Origin of the sequence: Streptococcus mitis, assembly GCF_047459985.1 — a bacterium.
Taxonomy (GTDB): Bacteria; Bacillota; Bacilli; order Lactobacillales; family Streptococcaceae; genus Streptococcus; species Streptococcus mitis_DZ.
Genome location: NZ_JASHHD010000008.1, coordinates 34,347 through 56,563, shown reverse-complemented (window position 1 = coordinate 56,563; position 22,217 = coordinate 34,347). Strand labels below are relative to the sequence as shown.

General features: G+C 43.1%; 15 protein-coding genes and 1 pseudogene. 2 read left to right on the top strand and 14 right to left on the bottom strand.

The genetic code is table 11. From position 1 onward, the window contains the following. Nucleotides 1-5 precede the first annotated feature (5 nt). Nucleotides 6-482, bottom strand: coding sequence for a PTS sugar transporter subunit IIB (locus tag QM959_RS06035; protein ID WP_000156971.1), 477 nt, complete (start codon nucleotides 480-482; stop codon nucleotides 6-8). Then, on the bottom strand, nucleotides 479-2,266 hold the full coding sequence (locus tag QM959_RS06030; protein ID WP_414372063.1) for a glycoside hydrolase family 35 protein: 1,788 nt from the start codon (nucleotides 2,264-2,266) through the stop codon (nucleotides 479-481). The genes QM959_RS06035 and QM959_RS06030 overlap by 4 nt, the downstream gene beginning before the upstream one ends. A gap of 319 nt (nucleotides 2,267-2,585) precedes the next feature. On the opposite strand from QM959_RS06030, the gene QM959_RS06025 reads away from it, so the two are divergent. Further along, nucleotides 2,586-3,302 (top strand): GntR family transcriptional regulator, encoded by a 717-nt coding sequence (locus QM959_RS06025; protein ID WP_414372061.1) that lies wholly within the window; start codon nucleotides 2,586-2,588, stop codon nucleotides 3,300-3,302. Between the two features lie 332 nt (nucleotides 3,303-3,634). After that, nucleotides 3,635-7,602: pseudogene (gene strH / locus QM959_RS06020) on the top strand (LPXTG-anchored beta-N-acetylhexosaminidase StrH). A gap of 56 nt (nucleotides 7,603-7,658) precedes the next feature. On the opposite strand, the gene purB reads toward strH, so the two are convergent. The 12 genes from purB to purC form a co-directional block, all read right to left on the bottom strand. Further along, entirely contained in the window at nucleotides 7,659-8,957 is a 1,299-nt protein-coding gene (gene purB, locus QM959_RS06015) for an adenylosuccinate lyase (protein WP_414372059.1), read from the bottom strand. A gap of 63 nt (nucleotides 8,958-9,020) precedes the next feature. Continuing rightward, on the bottom strand, nucleotides 9,021-9,248 hold the full coding sequence (locus QM959_RS06010; protein ID WP_247935114.1) for a phosphoribosylaminoimidazole carboxylase: 228 nt from the start codon (nucleotides 9,246-9,248) through the stop codon (nucleotides 9,021-9,023). Nucleotides 9,249-9,257: 9 nt separating this feature from the next. Then, entirely contained in the window at nucleotides 9,258-10,349 is a 1,092-nt protein-coding gene (gene purK / locus QM959_RS06005; RefSeq protein ID WP_414372057.1) for a 5-(carboxyamino)imidazole ribonucleotide synthase, read from the bottom strand. Then, nucleotides 10,336-10,827, bottom strand: a complete 492-nt coding sequence (gene purE / locus QM959_RS06000) for a 5-(carboxyamino)imidazole ribonucleotide mutase (protein ID WP_247935116.1) — start codon at nucleotides 10,825-10,827, stop codon at nucleotides 10,336-10,338. The genes purK and purE overlap by 14 nt, the downstream gene beginning before the upstream one ends. A gap of 201 nt (nucleotides 10,828-11,028) precedes the next feature. Then, a complete protein-coding gene (gene purD, locus QM959_RS05995; RefSeq protein WP_414372055.1) occupies nucleotides 11,029-12,294 on the bottom strand; it encodes a phosphoribosylamine--glycine ligase in 1,266 nt (421 codons plus the stop codon). Nucleotides 12,295-12,415: 121 nt separating this feature from the next. Further along, the gene (gene purH, locus QM959_RS05990) at nucleotides 12,416-13,963 is read right to left on the bottom strand and encodes a bifunctional phosphoribosylaminoimidazolecarboxamide formyltransferase/IMP cyclohydrolase (protein ID WP_414372054.1); all 1,548 of its coding nucleotides are present in this window, start codon (nucleotides 13,961-13,963) and stop codon (nucleotides 12,416-12,418) included. Nucleotides 13,964-14,006: 43 nt separating this feature from the next. Beyond that, nucleotides 14,007-14,375: a hypothetical protein gene (locus tag QM959_RS05985; RefSeq protein WP_414372053.1), complete on the bottom strand. Its 369-nt coding sequence runs from the start codon at nucleotides 14,373-14,375 to the stop codon at nucleotides 14,007-14,009. A gap of 2 nt (nucleotides 14,376-14,377) precedes the next feature. Further along, nucleotides 14,378-14,935 carry a phosphoribosylglycinamide formyltransferase gene (gene purN, locus QM959_RS05980; RefSeq protein WP_414372051.1) on the bottom strand — a complete coding sequence of 186 codons (558 nt, stop codon included), beginning with the start codon at nucleotides 14,933-14,935 and terminating at the stop codon, nucleotides 14,378-14,380. After that, on the bottom strand, nucleotides 14,935-15,957 hold the full coding sequence (gene purM / locus QM959_RS05975) for a phosphoribosylformylglycinamidine cyclo-ligase (protein ID WP_414372050.1): 1,023 nt from the start codon (nucleotides 15,955-15,957) through the stop codon (nucleotides 14,935-14,937). The genes purN and purM overlap by 1 nt, the downstream gene beginning before the upstream one ends. Nucleotides 15,958-15,993: 36 nt before the next feature. After that, nucleotides 15,994-17,436, bottom strand: a complete 1,443-nt coding sequence (gene purF, locus QM959_RS05970; RefSeq protein WP_414372048.1) for an amidophosphoribosyltransferase — start codon at nucleotides 17,434-17,436, stop codon at nucleotides 15,994-15,996. Between the two features lie 88 nt (nucleotides 17,437-17,524). After that, nucleotides 17,525-21,250: a phosphoribosylformylglycinamidine synthase gene (locus QM959_RS05965; protein ID WP_414372045.1), complete on the bottom strand. Its 3,726-nt coding sequence runs from the start codon at nucleotides 21,248-21,250 to the stop codon at nucleotides 17,525-17,527. A gap of 67 nt (nucleotides 21,251-21,317) precedes the next feature. Continuing rightward, a complete protein-coding gene (gene purC, locus QM959_RS05960; RefSeq protein ID WP_414372043.1) occupies nucleotides 21,318-22,025 on the bottom strand; it encodes a phosphoribosylaminoimidazolesuccinocarboxamide synthase in 708 nt (235 codons plus the stop codon). Nucleotides 22,026-22,217: the final 192 nt, after the last annotated feature.

The following is a 22,217-nucleotide window of genomic DNA, read 5'->3' as shown; positions in this document are numbered from 1 at the left end:
TTTTCCTATTTTAATAAGCTCAAAAAGTCTGAAACTGGATCATTTGGAACCATTTGAGCAGTAAGTTTAACACCTTTTTCTGCTAGTTTGTGGAAATCTTCCACATCCTTGTCTACTACGTTGATAGAACGTGTGATGGCGCGAGTTTCTGGTGTTTGAGACATATTCCCAACATTAAGGGTTTCAAGTGGTACACCTGCTTCTACCAAACCAAGGAAGCGGTCTGGTTTACGAGCCACGATAAAGAGACGTTGGCTATCGTATTTACCAGCAAGAATATTGGCTGCCGCTTTTTCAATTGGCAAAATACTCAATTTCACACCTGGTGGTGTCGCAAGTTTCAAACCACTCTTTTCAACGTCGTTGTTGACAACTTCGTCGTCTACAACCATAATACGTGAAACATTTAGTTTCCCAGCCCAAAGATTGGCTACTTGTCCGTGGATCAAACGTCCATCGATACGGCATCCTACAATTGTCATAAATTTTCCCCCTTTATGTGTTTTAGTGTAGGTTTACGAGTTAAATGAATCTCTTCTTTATATTCACCTTCTGTTTCAAAGATAATGATGCGATTGGCACCTTCCTTGAGATAGCTATGAGGGATATAAAGCGAGAGGGTTGGGCCGACGTTCCAAAAACGTCCTAGGTGACGCCCATTGACAAAGGCAACTCCCTTACCAAACTCAGACAAGTCTAGGTAAGTATCTTTTGGCTCTTGGACTGTAAAGTCATAAGCGTAAAAGGCTGGTTGTCCTTCTGTCCATCCTTTTGAAAAATCAATTTTCTCAGGATTGTCTAGTGGGAGTGGATAGTGTTTCCAGTTTAGTAAGAAGTGCAAATCCTTACAAACCCCTGTCCGAATTCCCTTACGTTGCGTATCTGCTAAGAACTTGTGTCCATAGTTGACACGCCCCATATTTTCTATCAAAATATCCAATCTAGACAGCGCTTTCTTTTCACCTTGATAAAAAATATCTTCCCCAATCTCTGTCTGATATTGGGTTTTAACCCACTGACCATCGACATACAGCTGAGCCCTATCTCGACCGTCAATGATACGAAGTCTTTCTTCTTCTGCATCCCAGTTTGTTTCTGTTCGATAGAGAAGATAGCCATAACTTTGTCCCAGCTCCTCCATCTTTTTAGGATAGAGGCTTTCTACCGGACTAGACAAGCTATCTAAGGTTTCAAACAAGGAAACCTTTTCTACTAAAGGAATAGCATCCAACTCCATACTCTCTTTGTAGAGTGGTTCTAACTGCGGATACTCTGGGAAATGTGTTGCCATCATCTTCTTGACCGCCAAATATTTAGCAGTTGGATTTCCTTCTTCATCCAGAAGGGCATCGTAATCATAAGATGTAACTTGTGGCAAGTCCAAAGTTCCTCGAGCCGAGCAACCATTCATAAAGCCAAAGTTTGTACCACCATGAAACATGTATAGATTAATGGAACCTTGCTCCAAAACTTCTCGAACTGCATCTGCCAATTCTTTTGGATCCCGTGTGATAATCGGTTCTTTCCAACGATTGAACCAGCCATCCCAGAACTCCATACACATGAGTGGCCATTTCTTACCATGTTCATCAAAGAATTCCTGCATCTGTGAAAAGTTGTAAGGTGCCTTAGAACCAAAGTTCCCTGTTACAAAGAGATCATCTTCGATTAAGGTTCCAGCTTTCAGAGTTGCTCTCCATGGGCCATCTGATGTAAAGAGTGGGCAGGTTACACCACGCTCTACCATCAACTGTCGAATCGCTCTCAGGTAAGCCTTATCTTCTCCATAAGAACCATACTCATTTTCAACCTGCATCATGAGAATATTGCCACCATTGTCCAATAAATGTGGAACCAACCGTGCCAAAAGCTGGTCATAGTAGCGACCAACAGCCTCAATATAGGCAGGGTCTGATGAACGAATCCTCATGTCTTTGGTTAAGAGCCAAGCTGGTAAGCCACCGAATTCCCACTCCGCACAGATAAATGGTGACGGACGTACAATAGCATAGAGGCCTAAATCTTGTGCTGTCTGGAGAAATCTCTCCAAATCCAGAGCTCCTTCAAAGTGAAACTCACCCTCACGAGGCTCGTGTAAATTCCAAGCCACATAAGTCTCTACTGTATTAAAACCAAGAGCCTTCAAGTTATAGAGCGAATGATACCAATCTTCTGGAGGAATCCTAAAATAATGAATGGCGCCGGACAAAATCTTGAACGGTTTCCCATCCAAATAGAAATCGTCCCTAATCTCAAATCGTGTCATATTACTACCTTCTGACAATTAAAGTTCACGCTTTCATTTGTTGATATAGTAAATATATCTCAATATCCTGCATTTGTCAATAGGTTTTCACAATTTTTTTCATTTTTTACCAATTTTTACACAAAAAACTTATAAAGATATAGATTTTACAGACATAGAGCTTCAAGTAGTTGACATGTATAAAAATGTATAAAATCTCCTTTTTTATATGTAATTTAACCTTTTAGCCTATTATTCTAATTTTTTTATTCAAAATACTACTATTCTTTCCGTTTTTATGGTAGAATCTTTAACGGAGAAGGAAAATCGAGGTGAAAATATGGCAATTCCAAAGTATCAATATATTAAAGATGAGTTAAAGAACAAAATCATTTCTGGTCAATTTGCCAGTGGCGATAAATTCTACACTGAAGCTGAATTGATTGCAATGTATGATGTAAGTTCTATCACAGTTGTCCGCGCCTTAAACGACCTTGCCAAGGATGGCTATATTATCCGCCAACAAGGAAAGGGTACATTCGTTTCACGCGCACGCAAACACAAACTCGTAGAGTTTTCAGATGTAGAAGTTTTTGAAACTAAAGATGATAAAGTTACCGTCCTTTCTATTGAGCGTGGAAACAAACTAAGCTACCTAGAAAAACTCGGACTACGCGGAGATCAGTTCTACTACAAGATTGAACGCGTTCGCGAAACAGGTGGTGTTATGTACATCTACCATACATCTTACATTCCAGAACAATACATCAACGCAAATTATCCAAATCTTGAATATTATAGCTCTATCTATAACCGTTTCAAATTGGATTACCACATTCACATGAATGATGAACATTTTGAAGAAATCAATGAAATAGCATTTCCAACTCCAGAACATGTGGCTTCGGTCCTCGGAGTCGATGAACAATTCCCAACCGTTTTACAAACCAAGACTACTAAACTAGAGTCTACTGGTCAAGTTCTCGCATACAGCGAAACATATAAACGAGCGGATTACTACAAAATCAAATTCATTTCATGTGACCGTGATCACTAAGAAGAAAAGCCTGAGCACTGCTTAGGCTTTCTTCTATACACATTATACCACAATAAAAGGAAAGCGCTTACTTTTTTGTATAACCTTCTATATTTTGTAGAATATTTTATAGAAATAGGATTGAATTACACTATATATGCATATATCAATTAATAGAATTCTTTGTTTAATTTTGATTAGTTTTTATACTTATTATAGCTTTAAAGCAATCCTACTTGACTCCTGTTAACATAATAAATAAAACAAAATTGTTGAATTGTGTAAACGTTATTAATATCAAAATGCAATCAGGAGGTTTTGCAATGAAATAAGAAAAACAACAGCGTTTTTCCATTCGTAAATACGCGGTAGGAGCAGCTTCTGTTCTAATAGGATTTACTTTCCAAGCACAAGCTGTTGCAGCCGATGGAATGACTCCTACTACGGAAAACCAACCAACCAACCATACGGTTTCCGATTCCCCTCAAGCATCTGAAAATCTGACTACTGAGGAAAAACCTAAAGCAGAGCTTCAACCAGAAGCTCCAAAAACTGTAGAAGCAGAAACTTCAGCTACTGATAAGCTAGCTAGTCTTTCAAAAACAGAGGAGAAACCGCAGGAGGAAGAAGGCTTTACTCCTAGTGATAAAGAAAAAGTGCTAACTTCTGCTACTGCTGATAAAAAGGCGGAGGAAGTTAGCCCTAAAAAGGAAGAGCTGAAAGAGGCTGATTCTAAAGAGTCTAACATAGATAAGACTGATAAGTCAGAAGCTGGCAAGGATAAACCAGCTGAAAAAGATGCTAAAAAAGATGAAACGAAAGCAGAGGCTGATAAACCAGCAACAGAGGCAGGAAAGGAACGCGCTGCAACTCAAAATGAAAAATTAGCTAAACGAAAAATCGTTTCAATTGATGCCGGACGTAAATATTTTTCACCTGAACAACTCAAAGAAATCATTGACAAAGCGAAAGAATATGGTTACACAGATCTTCATCTCTTGGTAGGTAACGATGGCCTCCGTTTCATGCTAGATGATATGTCTATGAAAGTGGGCGATAAAACCTACTCTAGCGATGATGTCAAACGCGCTATTGAACATGGAACAAATGCTTATTACAATGATCCAAATGGGAACCATCTCACTGAAAGTCAGATGACAGATTTAATTAATTATGCCAAAGATAAGGGAATTGGTGTGATTCCAACTGTCAATAGCCCTGGACATATGGATGCTATTCTTCATGCTATGAAAGAACTTGGCATTGAAAATCCTAACTTTGATTATTTTGGTAAAAAATCTGAACGAACTGTTGACTTAAATAATAAACAAGCAGTCGATTTTACAAAAGCTCTGATTGACAAATACGCAGCCTACTTTGCTGGCAAGTCTGAAATATTCAACATCGGACTTGATGAATATGCCAATGACGCAACAAACGCTAAAGGTTGGAGCGTTCTTCAAGCTGATAAATACTATCCAAACGAAGGTTACCCTGAAAAGGATATGAAAAATTCATCTCTTACGCCAATGATCTAGCCCAAATCGTGAAATCACGCGGTCTCAAACCAATGGCCTTCAACGATGGTATCTACTATAATAGCGATACAAGCTTTGGTAGTTTTGACAAAGACATCATCGTTTCAATGTTGACTGGTGGCTGGGGAGGTTACGACGTCGCTTCTTCTAAACTTCTAGTAGAAAAAGGTCACCAAATCCTAAACACTAACGATGCTTGGTACTATGTTCTTGGGAGAAATGCTGATGGCCAAGGTTGGTACAATCTTGATCAGGGTCTCAATGGTATTAAAAATACACCAATCACTGCTGTGCCAAAATCCGACGGAGCAACTATTCCATTCATCGGTGGTATGGTAGCTGCTTGGGCTGATACACCATCTGCACGTTATTCCCCATCTCACCTCTTCAAACTCATGCGTCATTTTGCAAATGCCAATGCTGAATACTTCGCTGCAGACTACCAGTCTGCTGAACAAGCACTAAAAGAAATTCCAGCAGACCTCAAGCGCTACACAACAGAAAGCGTTACTGCAGTCAAAGAGGCAGAAAAAGCCATCCGTTCACTTGATAGCAATCTCAGCCGTGCTCAACAAGACACGATTGACCAAGCAATCGCAAAACTTCAAGAAGCAGTCAGCAATTTGACCTTCACACCAGAAGCTCAAAAAGAAGAAGATGCTAAACGTGAACTTGAAAAACTTAATAAGAATAAAGTCATTTCCATCGATGCAGGTCGCAAATACTTCTCTTTAGATCAACTCAAACGCATCGTAGACAAGGCCAGCGAGCTCGGCTATTCTGATGCCCATCTCCTTCTAGGAAATGATGGCCTTCGTTTCCTACTCGATGATATGACCATTACTGCCAACGGAAAAACCTATGCTAGTGATGATGTAAAAAATGCCATCATCCAAGGAACAAAAGCTTACTACGATGATCCGAATGGAACTTCACTGACACAAGCAGAAGTAACAGAATTAATTGAATACTCTAAATCTAAAGGGATTGGTCTCATCCCAGCTATCAACAGCCAAGGTCACATGGATGCTATGCTGGTTGCCATGGAAAAATTGGGCATCAAGAATCCTCAAGCCAACTTTGATAAGGTTTCAAAAACAACCATGGATCTTGAAAATCAAGAAGCAGTTGGATTTACCAAAGCCCTTATCGGCAAGTACATGGATTACTTTGCTGATAAATCAAAGATTTTTAACTATGGTACAGATGAATATGCCAATGATGCAACGAATGCCCAAGGTTGGTACTACCTTAAATGGTATGGCCTCTATAACAAGTTCGCAGATTATTCTAACAGCCTAGCTGCTATGGCTAAGGAAAGAGGGCTTCAACCAATGGCCTTCAACGATGGCTTCTACTATGAAGACAAGGACGATGTTCAGTTTGACAAAGATGTCTTGATTTCTTACTGGTCTAAAGGCTGGTGGGGCTACAACCTTGCAACTCCTCAGTATCTTGCAAGTAAAGGCTATAAACTTCTCAATACCAACGGAGATTGGTACTATGTTTTAGGTAATCACAAAGCAGACGAAGCCTACCCACTATCAAAGGCGATTGAAAACTCTGGTAAAGTGCCATTTAACCAGCTTGCTTCTACCAAATATCCTGAAGTAGACCTTCCAACAGTTGGAAGTATGCTTGCTATCTGGGCAGATAAACCAAGCGCTGAGTATAAGGAGGAAGAAATCTTTGAACTCATGACTGCCTTTGCAGACCACAACAAAGACTACTTCCGTGCTAATTATAATGCTCTCCGCGAAGAATTAGCTAAAATTTCTACAAACTTAGACGGATACAGCACATAAAGCCTAGTAGCACTCAAGGCTGCAAAAGATGGACTGAATCTTAACCTCAACCGTAGCAAACAAGCTGAATTAGACGCACTAGTAGGTAAACTCAAGGCCGCTCTTCAAGGTCTCAAACCAGCTGCAACTCATTCAGGAAGCCTAGATGAAAATGAACTAGCTGCTAATGTTGAAACCAAACCTGAACTAGTTGTGAAGACAGAAAGCATTCCATTTAAAGTCATTCGAAAAGAAAATCCGAACCTCCCAGCAGGTCAAGAAAAAGTTGTCAAAGCAGGAGTTCTAGGTGAATGCACTTCTTACATCTCTACTCTTACTGAAAATGGAAAGACTAGTGAAACCGTTCTAGATAGTCAAGTCACCAAAGAACCTATGGACCAAGTTGTCGAAGTCGGTGCTCTTGTAACCCACAAGGGCGATGAAAGTGGTCTTGCAGCAACTACTGAGGCAAAACCTAGACTAGATATCCAAGAGGAAGAAATTCCGTTTACCACAGTGACTCGTGAAACTGATCAATTGCCTAAAGGACAATCCCGTGTCGTAACAGAAGGTGTAAACGGTCGTATAAGTTATTTCTATTCTGTAACTACGGCTGCAGACGGAACTGAAGTTAGAACATTGGTTACAAGTGTCGTAGCACAGGAAGCCGTTACACAAATAGTCGAAGTCGGAACCCTTGTAACACATGTAGGTGGTGAATATGGACAAGCGGCTGTCAAAGAAGAAAAACCAGCACAAGAAATCCCAAGTGTGCCAACTCCTGCGGCAGAAGAAAAATCAGTACTAGAGATTCCAGGCGAATCGGCTCCATGAACTGTTCCTGCTGAGGAAAACAAAGCTCTTCCTCAAGGTCCAGCTTCTGTGGCAACAGAGAAAAAACTTCCTGAAACAGGAAGTCACGATTCTGCAGGATTAGTAGTCGCAGGACTCATGGCCACACTAGCAGCCTATGGACTCACTAAGAAAAAGGAAGACTAAGTCTTTTCGATAAAAAATAAACAGCGAGATTGTGAACCTCGCTGTTTATTTTTTAATTAATCACCAAGTCCAAGACGTTCGAAGATCTCATCCACTCGTTTGGTATAGTATGCAGGGTTGAAGATTTCATCGATTTCTTCTTGTGTAAGACGTGATGTTACCTCTGAATCTGCTTCGAGAAGGGGTTTAAAGTCTACTTGATTGTCCCATGATTGAGCTGTCTTCGGTTGCACCAAATCATAGGCTTGCTCACGAGTCATCCCTTTCTCGATCAAGGTCAACATGGCACGCTGGCTAAAGATAAGACCAAAGGTTGAGTTCATGTTGCGGATCATGTTTTCTGGGAAGACTGTCAAGTTTTTGACGATATTTCCAAAACGGTTGAGCATGTAGTCAATCAAGATGGTCGTATCTGGTGTGATGATGCGCTCAGCTGATGAGTGAGAGATATCACGTTCGTGCCAAAGGGCTACGTTCTCATAAGCTGTTACCATGTGACCACGGATAACACGCGCAAGACCTGTCATGTTTTCAGAACCGATTGGGTTGCGTTTGTGAGGCATTGCAGATGAACCTTTTTGACCTTTAGCAAAGAATTCTTCCACTTCGCGTTGTTCAGATTTTTGCAATCCACGGATCTCCGTTGCCATACGCTCGATAGAAGTTGCGATGCTAGCAAGAACTGCAAAATACTCAGCGTGAAGGTCACGAGGAAGGACCTGTGTAGAGATTTCTTGAGCACGGATGCCAAGCTTATCGCAGACGTATTGCTCCACAAATGGTGGGATGTTGGCAAAGTTCCCAACCGCACCAGAGATCTTACCAGCTTCTACACCAGCAGCCGCATGCTCGAAACGCTCGATATTGCGCTTCATTTCGCTGTACCAAGTGGCTAATTTAAGACCAAAAGTCGTCGGCTCAGCGTGCACCCCGTGGGTACGACCCATCATGATGGTAAATTTGTGCTCTTTCGCCTTATCAGCGATGATATTGGTGAAGTTTTCAAGGTCACGACGGATGATGTCGTTAGCCTGCTTGTAGAGGTAACCGTAGGCCGTATCCACCACGTCAGTAGAGGTCAAGCCATAGTGAACCCACTTGCGCTCCTCACCAAGAGTCTCAGAAACCGCACGCGTGAAGGCCACCACATCGTGGCGAGTCTCCTGCTCAATCTCCAAAATACGGTCGATGTCAAAGTCCGCTTTCTCGCGAATCAAAGCCACATCTTCCTTAGGGATTTCCCCCAACTCAGCCCATGCCTCATCAGCCAAGATTTCCACCTCAAGCCAAGCACGGTATTTATTTTCTTCACTCCAAATGTTCGCCATCTCAGGGCGACTATATCTATCAATCATGTAATTTTATTTTCCTTTCTTCTTAACCTTTTGGGCATTAGCTAGCTAAGTGAATGAAGTTCCCTATTCAAACTCTTCTTTCCCAATCCATACAGACGGATAGTGATCTAGTGTATTCAAATCCGTATCAAGCGGTAGATCATAGATAGCTAAATAGTTATCAGGATACTGAGCAATCAACTCTTCATACTTAGCTTTCACTTTTTCATGATCGCTACTAGCATACAAGACTTCGACGACTGCCCCAGTCTTCTCTTTTTCGACAAATGCATTTACGATGATTTGAATCATAGGTTTCTCCTAAAAATCTATCCCTTTCCCGAGCTCATCCACACTATCCGGCACATCACTAAACAAAGTCACATGCCCCATCTTGCGGTTGTGCTTCGCTTCTATTTTACCATACAGGTGGAGGTGGGCGCTTGGATTTTCTGTGACATATTTCTCAGCCGCCTCGACGTGTTGCCCAAGGACATTGAGCATGACAGCAGGGGCATGGAGGTGGATTGTTGGGAGTGGTTCTCCGAGAACTCCCAAGATGTGCGTATCGAACTGTGAAAAGTCACATGCTTCGATTGAGTAGTGCCCTGAATTGTGGGGACGTGGGGCGATTTCATTGACGATGATGTCATCAGCCGTCGCAAACATTTCCACGCAGAGCGTTCCAGAAAGGTTCAGCTGTTCTGCAATTCGTACTGCCATAGCTTTGGCTTTTTCAGCTAGACTTTCTGAAATGCGAGCAGGTACAATTGTTTTTGAAAGAATGTTGTTGCGGTGGATATTTTCCTGAACTGGGAAAACCGTCACGTCCTTGCCATTTCCAGACACGATGACAGAAATTTCAAGGTCAAAGTTGACGAACTCTTCTAAAACGCAGTCTGCTGAATCAGCTAACGCATAGGCTTCTTCCAAGTCTGCTTCTGAACGAATAACCTTTTGACCATGCCCATCGTAACCACCGGTCGCAGTCTTGAGGACATAGTTTTTCGAGAGGTCGATATCTGCCAAATCCTGGCTTGAGGTCACGACCTTGTAAGGTGCAACAGTAACTTGTGCCTTGTTGGAAAGAAAGTCCTTCTCAAAAATCCGGTTTTGGGAGATGCGAAGTAGGTCGGTCCCTTGAGGGAGCTGACCTGCTTTGATAACAGCATCCAGACCGTCAGCATCGACATTTTCAAACTCATAGGTCAGGACATCGCAACGCTCAGCCAACTGACGGAGGGCATCTACATCGTTATAAGGCGCCACGATGATTTCCGCCACTCGAGAGGCTGGACAATCCGCCGCAGGATCCAGCGCGATAACCTTGTGCCCCATGTAGATAGCAGAAATGGCCATCATCTGACCAAGCTGACCGCCACCGATAATTCCGATTGTTTTAGATGAGCTCATTTGTCGACTCCTCTGCGATTTTTCCTTGTTCTTCTGCGAAATCTGCCAAAGCTGTCGCGATATCCTGATCCTCTACCGACAGGAGACGGAGGGCAAAGAGGGCAGCGTTAGTCGCACCCGCTTCACCGATAGCCATGGTCGCAACTGGTACTCCACCTGGCATCTGAACGATAGAATAAAGTGAATCCACACCGCTAAGGGCACGTGATTTGACTGGAACCCCGATGACTGGAAGAGTAGTTTTAGCCGCAACCATACCTGGCAAATGGGCTGCGCCACCTGCTCCTGCGATGATGACCTTGATGCCACGGCTACGTGCTTCTTCTGCATGCTTGAACATGAGGTCTGGCGTACGGTGGGCAGAGACAACCTTCTTTTCGTAAGCAACGCCGAAGCGGTCTAGGACTTCTGCTGTTTTTTGCATGGTTGCCCAGTCGGATTTTGAGCCCATGATGATGGAAATAATTGGTTTAGTCATAATTTTTCCTTTTTTCTTCTTTTTTGATAATGGTCTTAGGTAGTGGGGACGGAAGCAAACCTTCGGTTTCATTCCTAAACTTTGAGCCTAAGGTCTCAAAGTTTCCCCCGACCAGAACAGATGCTGTTCTGGTCTTTTCACCACGGCAACCATTATCTTAGTTTAGCTCGCTTTCGCTCGCCATGACAAATTTAGTAGCTGTTAATCTTTTATGGCCTTGCTTCCGATATCTGTACGATAGAAGAGGTCTTCTGTGTTTTGTTTGTTAAGTTCATTGTAGATAATGTTTTGGCCGTCTTTGACGGTGTCTGCTGTTGTGACTAGCATATAGACACGTCCGCCGTTTGAGAGGAGGTCTTGGCCATTTTCAGCGAATTTAGCACCGGCATAGTAAGTGATGATGTCGCCTTCTGTCTTGGTAGGAAGCTTGACACCTTTCTCATAAGCGAGTGGGTAGCCATTTGAAGCTACAACCACACCTAGTGTCACACCCTTGTCCGTCCAGGTGATGGCTGGCTCTTGACCATACAAAATATCCGTGATATTTTGCGCAAAATCAGAAGTCAAACGAGGCAAGATGATTTGAGTTTCAGGATCTCCGAAACGAGCGTTAAACTCGATGACCTTAGGTCCGTCTGCTGTTAAAATAAGCCCTGCGTAAAGGACACCAAGGTAAGGACGCCCTTCTTGGATCATCCCCTCAAGGACTGGCTTGACAATGGTGTCAACCGCTGTGTCAACCACTCTCTGTGACAAGTGAGGAACTGGCGCATAGGCACCCATCCCACCAGTGTTGGGCCCCTTGTCGCCATCATAAGCACGTTTGTGGTCCTGAGCCGTTGGCATGATGTAGAACTTGTCACCATTGACAAAGGCAAAGAGAGAGAACTCTTCCCCGTCAAGGAATTCCTCGATGACCACACGTGCACCTGAGTCACCGAATTTATTGTCCAAAAGCATCTCGTGAGCTGCTTCGACTGCTTGCTCGACTGTCTCCGCAACGACGACACCTTTCCCAAGGGCCAAACCGTCTGCCTTGACGACGATTGGAGCGTCTTTTTCTTCGATATAAGCCTTGGCTTCCTCAAAGTCAGAAAATGTGCCATAGGCTGCTGTCGGAACGCCGTACTTGACCATGATTTCCTTAGCAAAATCCTTGGACCACTCCAACTCCGCTGCCAATCTTGTCGGACCAAAGGCTTTGAGACCAGCTGCATTGAACTCATCCACAATCCCAGCCGCAAGGGCGTCATCTGGACCAATGAAGGACCAAGCAATATCGTTGGTTTTTGCAAACTCAATCAATTTAGAATGTTCGGAAATAGAGATATTTACCAATTCCAGACCATCCAGAGTCATCCCGTCATTCCCAGGAGCTACAAAGACTTTTTCAACGTCATTTGACTCAAGCAACTTCTTAGCAATGGCATGTTCACGACCACCCGAGCCGACAACTAACAGCTTCATCTTTCAACCTCTTTTGCGAATTATTTACTAATATTATACCATAAACGTTCGTTTTAATCTTGTTTCATTTCGCTTTTAAAGCAAAAAAAGGAAAGAAACTGTTTTCTTCCCTTTTATTTTCTTAATGTCTAAAATGTCTCACGCCTGTGAAGACCATAGTCAGGCCGTATTTATCAGCAGCTTCGATAGACTCTTGGTCACGGACAGAGCCCCCTGGCTGGATGATGGCCTTGATACCTGCCTTAGCGATTTCTTCCACGTTATCCGCAAATGGGAAGAAGGCATCCGAAGCAAGGACAGCACCGTCAAGGCGATCTTTGGATTGGTCAATGGCGATACGGACGGAAGCCACACGGTTGGTTTGACCAGGACCGACACCAAGTGTCATGTGATCATTAGTCACGATGATTCCATTTGATTTGACATACTTGATAGCTTTCCAAGCAAACTCAAGGGCAGTCGCTTCTGTCTCAGTTGGTTGGCGTTTGGTTACCACTTGCCAGTCAGCTGGGCTTTCTTTGACCACGTCTTGATTTTGAACGAGGAGTCCACCGACAACACCAGTGTATTCTGCTTCTGCTTCGCTGGCATCTTGAGCATCGAATGGCAAGGCAAGGATACGCAAGTTTTTCTTCTTTGTTGTCAAGATTTCAAGTGCTTCGTCTGTATAGCTTGGTGCGATGATAATTTCAAGGAAAACACCGTGCATTTTCGTGGCTGTCGCAGCGTCAACCTCACGGTTTAGAACGACGATACCACCAAAGATAGACACTGGGTCAGATTCATAAGCGTAGTCCCAAGCCGTTTCGATGTCTTCAGCTTGACCAATTCCACATGGGTTCATGTGTTTCAAAGCCACAACGGTTGGACGATCTTTGAAATCACGGATGATACGGATAGCAGCATCAGCGTCACGGATATTATTGAAGGACAATTCTTTACCGTTAAGTTGTTTAGCTGAAGCAATCGAGTAGTCAGTCGGCAAGGCTTTTTGGTAGAAATCAGCATCCTGTTGAGGATTTTCCCCGTAACGCATCGGTTGCTTGAGGTCATAAGTCAAAGTGAGTTTTTCAGGTTTATCTTCACCCACTTGAGCTGTGAAGTATGCCGCAATCAAGGCATCATAAGCAGCTGTGTGACGGAATACTTTTGCTGCCAAACGTTGACGAGTTTCATAAGTAGTTTCGCCATTAGCTGACAATTCTTCCAAAACCACAGCATAGTCAGCAGGGTCTACCACGACTGTCACGCTGGCGTGATTCTTAGCTGCGGAACGAAGCATTGATGGACCACCGATATCGATGTTTTCCACCGCGTCAGCGTAAGTCACGTCTGGTTTGAGAATGGTTTCCTTGAATGGGTAGAGGTTTACCACCACAAGATCAATGAGCTCAATATGATTGTCCTTGGCTGCTTCCAGGTGAGTATCCAAATCACGACGAGCGAGAAGTCCACCGTGGATATTTGGATGGAGAGTCTTGACGCGACCATCCATCATTTCTGGGAAACCAGTCACATCGTCAATGGCAATGGTATCTACCCCAGCATTGTCAAGGGCAACCTTGGTACCACCTGTTGAGATGATGTCCCAACCAAGTTTTTTGAGTTCTTGGGCAAATTCAACAATGCCCGCTTTGTCTGAGACTGAAATAAGTGCTCGTTTAGTCATGTTTTCTCCTTTTGAATAAATAGGATTTTGAGGCGATTAAAGACTAATCTAACTCATATAAAAGGTAGTTATCAAAATTTATGATTCCTTTGAGGTAATCTAGGTCTGCTTTAGACAACTCAAATTCTGGAAAAGTCGCAATTAAACTAGACAAATAAAAATAATTCGGGTGCCTACGATAAGAAAAACCTGCTTGACCGAATTTCCCTTGACAAAAATCATAGGCAAGTTTTAATTCTTGACTTGTGACACCGTCTAAAATTTTATCTAACTCTGAAAGCTGACTTTTATCAGTATTTTCTATCATAGCTTTCACTGTATTTACTAAAACAAAAAGAAAATCATTAGTATTATCCAGTAGGATTGGTCTGTTAGATAACTTATTCTTTAACTCCATATAGTATTGGTCCATAATCATTTCTTCCTCTCCACTCCCAAACTATCCAAGACTTCTGGATAGAGTTTGTACTCTGTTTCGTGGATGCGAGTCTCGAAAATATCAAGGGTGTCCCCTTCAAGGCGTGGCACACGGACTTGTTTGATGACCTTACCGGTATCAACACCAGAGTCCACCCAGTGAATGGTCACACCGCTCTCAGCAACACCTGCATTCCAAGCATCCTCAATACCATGAGCTCCTGGGAATTCAGGGAGATAAGCCGGATGAATATTGATGATACGGCCTTCATAAGCTGCTAGCAAGGTGGGGCCGACGATTTTCATGTAGCCTGCGAGACAAACCAAGTCAATCTTGTGTTCATCCAAAAGTTCGACAATGGCTCCTTCATAGTCTGCCTTGTTCTCAAACTCTTTGAGTTCAAAAGCGTAGGATAATACCCCAAGATTCTCTGCACGCTCAAGTACATAGGCATCCCGATGATCTGAAAAGACAAATTCTACTGGAAATTGTTCCGCAATCACCTGAAAGTTTGAGCCGTTGCCAGAGGCAAAAACAGCAATCTTTTTAGCCATTATTGAATCACCACACTTGCATCTGTCTTCTTCACAATACGACCAATTTCATAAACAGGTTCGTCAAGAAGTTCTTTGACACGTTCCACATTTTCTGGTTTTACCGCAAGCATGAGACCGATACCCATGTTGAAGATTTCAAACATTTCTTCATGTTTGATTTCACCATATTTTTCAAGGGCTTTGAAAATTGGAAGGACTGGGACTTTGCTTTCGTCAATTTCAGCAGCCAAGTCATCCGCGAACATCCGTGGGACATTTTCGATGAAACCACCACCTGTGATGTGGGCAATACCATTCACCAATTCTTCTTTGATGAGTGGCAATGCTGCTTTGACGTAGATACGAGTTGGTTCCAAAAGAACGTCTTTAAGTTTCTTCCCTTCCAATTCTGGGAGAACTTCTTCACCTGTGTAATCTGCAAAAACACGACGAACAAGTGAGTAACCATTTGAGTGGATACCGCTTGAAGCAAGTCCAAGAATCACATCCCCTTCAGCTACTTTTGACCCATCTATGATTTGAGATTTTTCTGCAACACCGACAGCAAATCCAGCCAAATCATAGTCATCTTCACCATACATACCAGGCATTTCAGCCGTTTCACCACCTATAAGGGCTGCACCAGCTTGCACACAACCTTCAGCCACACCAGCAACAACTTGTTCTAGTTTAGCTGGTTCATTTTTACCAGTTGCGATATAGTCCAAGAAGTAGAGAGGTTCTGCACCTGCAGCAATGATATCATTGACACACATAGCCACACAGTCTTGTCCAATGGTATCGTGCTTGTCGTACTTGATAGCCAGCATGAGTTTAGTTCCGACACCATCTGTACCAGATATCAAAACGGGCTCTTTGACACCTGTTTTTGAAAGGTCGAACATACCACCGAAGCCACCGAGAGCTCCCATAACACCTGCACGTTCCGTACGAGCTACGTGTTTTTTGATGCGTTCAACAACTTCATAACCCGCTTCAACATCCACACCAGACTGCGCATAAGCATTTTTATTCGTCATTTGTTTTTTCCTTTTCCTTTCCTTTAATGGGGAATTTTATTTGTAAAAACTCGTTTTTTCTTCCAAACTTCTACGATATTCTTCTTCATAGTCATAGAGAGGAGTTGGATAGTTCCCATCAAAGTAAGCCACACAGAGACCGCCATTTGGTGCATCTGTTTCAATCCCAATAGAGTCAATCAAGCCATCAATCGAAAGATAAGTCAGGCTATCCGCACCAATGATTTGGCAAGTTTCCTCAACGGTATGATTAGCCGCAATCAACTCCTGACGTGTCTGGATATCAATTCCGTAGAAACATGGATAGGCAAGAGCAGGACTCCCAATGGCAACGTGAACTTCTGATGCCCCCGCTTCTTTCAAAAGTTGGACAATACGACGAGATGTTGTTCCTCGCACGATAGAGTCATCAATCATGACCACACGTTTGCCTTTAACGACACCAGAAACGGCAGAGAGCTTCATTCGCACTCCTTGTTCCCGCAATTCTTGAGTCGGCTGGATAAAGGTCCGTTGTGTATATTGGTTCTTGATAAGACCCATTTCATTTGGCAAACCTGATTCTTCCGCAAATCCCATAGCTGCGCTGAGTGAGGAATTTGGTACCCCAACTACGATATCGGCTTCATGCTTGAACTCACGTGCTAATTGAGCTCCCATTCTCTTACGAGCCGTATGAACATTGACACCATGGATATTGGAGTCAGGACGGGCAAAGTAAATATACTCCATGGAACAAATTGCCAGCTGAGTATCGTTTGTGTAGCTATCATACTGGATGCCCTTGTCATCAATAATCACAATCTCACCTGGCTTCAAATCGCGAATCCATTCTGCACCAATAACCTCAAAAGCACAGGTTTCAGATGACACTACGACTGCTCCGTTAGCCATTTTCCCGATAGAAAGGGGACGGAAACCATTGGGGTCAAGAGCCGCAATCAACTTATCTTCAAACATCAAGATATAAGCAAAGCCACCTTTGACAAGACTGAGTGCTTCCTTGATTTTGCCCATCAAGTTCGGATTATGACTGCGACGAATGAGATGAGCCAAGATTTCCGAGTCCGAAGTCGCGCTGAAAATCGCTCCTCTTTGTTCCAGTTCTTTCTTAAGAGAGGCCGCATTGGTTAGATTTCCATTATGAGCCAAGCCAAACTGCATATCGTGAAAACGGAAGAGGAAGGGCTGGATGTTATCTACAGAAGCTTCGCCAGCAGTCGCGTAACGCACATGCCCAATCGCACCAGTTCCTGTCAATTTATCCAAATTAGCAGGATTTCTGAAGACTTCTGAAAGAAGGCCCATATCACGATGGCGCTTCAATTGCCCCTGATCATTGGAGAGGATTCCTGCCCCCTCCTGACCACGGTGCTGAAGACTGTGGAGCCCAAAATAGGTCAATTTAGCAGCATCTGGATGCCCCCAGATACCGAAAACACCACATTCTTCATTAAGAGATTTTACTTCGTATGTCATTTTTTATACCTAATTTTCATTTGCAATCATCAAGAGCTCAATCTACATGACTTTCACATTACTGATACTCTTCGAAAATCTGCAAGTCTTATTTTTCAGTGAAAAATTTAACCGCCGACGCGAACAGGTGCTGGTCTTTATTTCCTGGAATATTTTGGAAAAGACCGTCTTCATAACGTTCTGAGTGTCCCATCTTACCGATGATTTGACCGTTCTTGCTAGTAATTCCTTCGATAGCATGGACAGAACCATTTGGATTGTACTTAGAGTCCATGCTTGGTTTGCCGTCAAAGTCTACGTATTGGCTGAAAATTTGTCCATTGTCACGGAGCTCTGCAAATTCCTCAGCCGTCACGACAAACTTCCCTTCACCGTGTGATACTGGGATAGCATGAATATCGCCCACTTGCACCCCAGCCAACCATGGTGAGTTAGTATTTGCAATACGAGTTTCTACCATCTTGGCCACGTGCTGGTTAGCATCATTATAGAAGAGGGTTGGGCTAGTACTGCTGGCATCCCCGAAGTTTCCGTATGGTAGGAGACCCGATTTGACTAAGGCCTGGAATCCATTACAGATACCGATAATCAAGCCACCACGAGCGATAAAGCTATCAATAGCTGCACGGACTTTTTCATTGAGGAGGATGTTGACGATAAACTTGGCTGAACCATCTGGTTCATCCGCAGCTGAGAAACCACCTGCAAAGAAGAGGATGTTAGCCTTGCCGATGTTGTCAACCATTGTTTCAACTGACTTGACAATGGCTTCTTCATTCAAGGTCACGAATGGCACCAAGTTGACCTCTGCACCTTCTTTTTCAAAGGCTTTTGCTGAGTCATATTCTGAGTTGGTCCCTGGAAATACTGGGATGTAAACAACCGGTTTTCCAATCTTTTCTTTGGCTTTGATGATTAGGTCAGAAGAGACAGCTGGTACTTCAGCCAGTTCCTTGGCTTGGGCAAATTCTGTTGGGTAAACTTCTTCCAATTTACCTTGAAAGGCGCTATCAAGCTTGTATCCATCTAGCTTCACACCGTTAACAAGCAGGGTAAAGTCTGCACTTGTTTGACCGATTTTCTCCACTCCAGCTATTTCTTCAGGAGATGTGAAGATAAATCCGCCCAATTGAGCTGTTAAAGCTGTTTCAAGTTCAGACAAGGTTACCTCTGCACCGATATGATTTCCAAAGGTAGCAAGAGCCAAACTTTCAACAACACCACCATATTTGACAGCTGATGCAGATGTCACTTTGTGAGCCTTTTGAATAACTTCAAATTGAGCAAAATTAGACTTGATAAGATCAAAATCAATCTCTTGAGCCAAAGCTTGACCTGGGATGTAGTAGATATTTTCACCAGCAGCCTTAAATTCTGGAGAAAGGACCTTACGGCTATCTGCTGTTGTCACACCAAAAGCAACCAAGGTTGGTGGTACTGTCAATTCTTCAAAAGTACCAGACATAGAGTCTTTACCACCGATAGATGGCAAACCAAGTTGAATCTGAGCTTCGATTGATCCAAGAAGAGCTGCTACTGGCTGACCAAAACGCTCTGCTTGTTTATCCATACGCTCGAAGTACTCTTGGTAAGAGAAACGAGCCTTAGACCAGTTTGCACCAGCAGCAACCAAACGAGCAGTTGCTTCGATGACCGCATACGCAGCTCCATGATATGGAGACCATTCTGCGATGTATGGGTTAAATCCTTGGGCCATGACAGAAGCAGTATGAGTCACGCCATGTTGGACTGGCAATTTCTGTACTGAAGCCTCAGTCGGTGTGAGTTGGTAACGACCACCAAGTGGGTGGTTGACCGTAGAACGACCGACCGAACAGTCAAAGATAGTCTGCAAACCTTTTTGACTCGCATGGTTGAGGTCAGATAGAACCGCAAGGGTATCCGCTTCAAGGGTTTCAGCAGATGTTTGTCGTTCTTCTGGAAGCTTGACATCCTTGTCAACTACCTTAGCATCTACAACGACACGCACTCCATTGGTATCAAGGAAACGACGCTCCAAATCAACGATGGTTTCACCATTCCAGTTCATGACAAGATTTGGTTTTTCAGTTACTGTTGCAACCACAACAGCATCAATGTTTTCTTTGTTACATTCTGCTATGAAGGCATCTACATCCTCAGGACGAACCACGACTGCCATCCGTTCTTGTGATTCAGAGATAGCAATTTCTGTTCCATTCAAGCCTTGGTATTTAAGAGGAACCTTGTTGAGGTCGATTTCAAGACCGTCTGCCAATTCACCGATAGCTACACAGACACCACCTGCTCCAAAGTCATTAGATTTCTTGATAAGACGAGTGACATTGCCATTACGGAAGAGGCGTTGAATCTTACGTTCTTCGATGGCATTCCCTTTTTGAACCTCGGCACCAGCAGTCTCCACAGACTCTACTGTTTGAACCTTAGAAGAACCTGTCGCACCACCGACACCATCACGTCCTGTCTTACCTCCAAGAAGGATAATGACATCCCCCGCTTCTGGTTTTTCACGGACGACATTTTCCTTAGGAGCCGCACCTACAACTGCACCTAGCTCCATACGTTTAGCCACAAAACCTGGGTGGAAATACTCACGAACGTAGGTCGTCGCAAGCCCAATCTGATTACCATATGAAGAATAACCATGAGCTGCTGTTTTAGAAATCACTTGTTGTGGCAATTTCCCAGCACGAGTTTCCGAAATCGGTGCTGTAATATCACCAGCACCCGAGATTCGCATGGCTTGATAAACGTATGAACGGCCTGACAATGGGTCACGAATAGCCCCACCGATACAGGTAGCAGCCCCACCAAATGGCTCAATTTCTGTTGGATGGTTGTGGGTTTCATTTTTGAACATAAGGAGCCATGGTTCTTTGACACCATTGACATCCACTTCGATTTCTACTGAGCAAGCATTGATTTCGTCTGACACTTCCATGTCGTCCAAACGACCATTGGCACGCTCATAACGACCGAAAATAGTCGCCATATCCATCAAGGTTTGTGGTTTTTCAGAACGCCCCAACTCATCACGCATAGCAATATACTTGTCATAGGTTGACTGCAATTGTTTTTGGAACTTAGATGCTGAAAAGTCGATGTGTTTCAACTCTGTCTCAAAAGTCGTATGACGGCAGTGGTCAGACCAGTAAGTATCCAAAACCTTGAGTTCCGTCTCAGTTGGCACGCGCCCGATTGACTTAAAGTAGTCCTGGATAAAAAGCAAATCATCCACTTCCATAGCCATCCCTTGCTCGGCCTTGTAGCGGGCAAAGTCTTCTGCCCTATAGCTTTCAAAGAAAGTCAATTTTGGAATGGTCTTATCTGACTCTGAAAATTCCTGCTTGGCAATCCCCGTCGTGATGTCCTTAAAACGAGAATCGACTGGATTGAGCAAGTAGTTTTTGACTGCTTCCAATTCATTCGCATCAATATCTTTATTCACCAAGTAAAGTTGGGCTGTATTAACTGTCACATCATTTGAGCTACCCAGCAAAAGCAAGGCTTCCTGTGAAGATGCCGCACGCTGGTCAAACTGCCCTGGCAGGCTTTCAATAGCAAAGAAAGCATAGTTAGCAAGATCCGCCTGCACAGCCGCTTCATCCAAGACATGGTCTGTTACCTGCTCAGAGAAAATGTGCTTCTCTGCAGGTGCAAATAGGTCCTCTGCCAAGTCAAATACATCATATACTTGCACGATGCGAATACTTTTCAAGCTTGACAGTCCCAAGTTGTGCTGGAGTTCTCTCACCAAACTCTCTGACTTGACCTGAAAATCAGCCTTTTTTTCAACAAAAATACGTTTATCCATCAATTCTTATTCCTTTATTTCAGCTCTTGCAATGTTCTCAAACGACCTTGAGGTTGCTCCCAACAGATTATTTCAATCCCTGCAACTTTTCCCAAACAATCTCATAAACATCTGTTAATTCACCTAGTCCTCTACGGAAAACATCCTTATCCATGTGGTTGCCATCTGCATCCCACAAGCGGCAGTTATCTGGTGAAAATTCATCTGCTAAGATGATTTTGCTATCCTTATCAAAACCGAACTCTAGCTTAAAGTCAATCAATTTAAGCCCAATCTCAGCAAACCAGCCTTTTAAAAGTTCATTGATACGACGCGTTTCTTCCTTCAAGTAGGCGATTTGCTGGTCATCCGCAATCTTTAAAAACTTCACATGCTCGTCATTGATAAATGGATCATCCAAATCGTCATTTTTGTAGTAAAATTCAACAATCGGAGTCTCAAATGCGATACCTTCGTCTACTCCAAAACGTTTTGAAAAGGAACCAGCCGTGTAGTTGCGAAGCACGACTTCTAGAGGAATAATCTCAACCTTTTTATTGAGTTGTTCCGTGTCTGAAAGTTTCTCCAAAAAGTGAGTCGCCACACCAGCCGCATTTAATTTCTCAAAAATAAAAGATGAAATCTGATTATTCAACACTCCCTTGCCTGCAATCTGCTCTTTCTTGACACCATTGAAAGCAGTCGCCTGGTCCTTGTAAGTTGAAATAATAAGATTTTCATCCTCAGTTGTATAGATATCTTTAGCTTTTCCCGAATAGATCAATTGTTTTGACATTTTAAAGTTCGCCTTTCGTATTACTTGAGCACATTCTACCATAAAAAACCTAAAATTACAAGAATTTAACCGAATAAATAGAATGATCGTATCAAAAATCGTAAAGAAAAAACTGCAAGAAGTATCTTTCTCACAGTTTTAAAATCATTTAATACTCTTCGAAAATCAAATTCAAACCGCGTCAACGTCGCC

What these genes read in the sequence shown, in the direction of transcription:
- QM959_RS06035 (WP_000156971.1), bottom strand. Translation starts at nt 482, where the DNA reads ATGACAATTGTAGGATGCCGTATCGATGGACGTTTGATCCACGGACAA.
- QM959_RS06030 (WP_414372063.1), bottom strand. Translation starts at nt 2,266, where the DNA reads ATGACACGATTTGAGATTAGGGACGATTTCTATTTGGATGGGAAACCG.
- QM959_RS06025 (WP_414372061.1), top strand. Translation starts at nt 2,586, where the DNA reads ATGGCAATTCCAAAGTATCAATATATTAAAGATGAGTTAAAGAACAAA.
- purB (WP_414372059.1), bottom strand. Translation starts at nt 8,957, where the DNA reads ATGATTGATAGATATAGTCGCCCTGAGATGGCGAACATTTGGAGTGAA.
- QM959_RS06010 (WP_247935114.1), bottom strand. Translation starts at nt 9,248, where the DNA reads ATGATTCAAATCATCGTAAATGCATTTGTCGAAAAAGAGAAGACTGGG.
- purK (WP_414372057.1), bottom strand. Translation starts at nt 10,349, where the DNA reads ATGAGCTCATCTAAAACAATCGGAATTATCGGTGGCGGTCAGCTTGGT.
- purE (WP_247935116.1), bottom strand. Translation starts at nt 10,827, where the DNA reads ATGACTAAACCAATTATTTCCATCATCATGGGCTCAAAATCCGACTGG.
- purD (WP_414372055.1), bottom strand. Translation starts at nt 12,294, where the DNA reads ATGAAGCTGTTAGTTGTCGGCTCGGGTGGTCGTGAACATGCCATTGCT.
- purH (WP_414372054.1), bottom strand. Translation starts at nt 13,963, where the DNA reads ATGACTAAACGAGCACTTATTTCAGTCTCAGACAAAGCGGGCATTGTT.
- QM959_RS05985 (WP_414372053.1), bottom strand. Translation starts at nt 14,375, where the DNA reads ATGGACCAATACTATATGGAGTTAAAGAATAAGTTATCTAACAGACCA.
- purN (WP_414372051.1), bottom strand. Translation starts at nt 14,935, where the DNA reads ATGGCTAAAAAGATTGCTGTTTTTGCCTCTGGCAACGGCTCAAACTTT.
- purM (WP_414372050.1), bottom strand. Translation starts at nt 15,957, where the DNA reads ATGACGAATAAAAATGCTTATGCGCAGTCTGGTGTGGATGTTGAAGCG.
- purF (WP_414372048.1), bottom strand. Translation starts at nt 17,436, where the DNA reads ATGACATACGAAGTAAAATCTCTTAATGAAGAATGTGGTGTTTTCGGT.
- QM959_RS05965 (WP_414372045.1), bottom strand. Translation starts at nt 21,250, where the DNA reads ATGGATAAACGTATTTTTGTTGAAAAAAAGGCTGATTTTCAGGTCAAG.
- purC (WP_414372043.1), bottom strand. Translation starts at nt 22,025, where the DNA reads ATGTCAAAACAATTGATCTATTCGGGAAAAGCTAAAGATATCTATACA.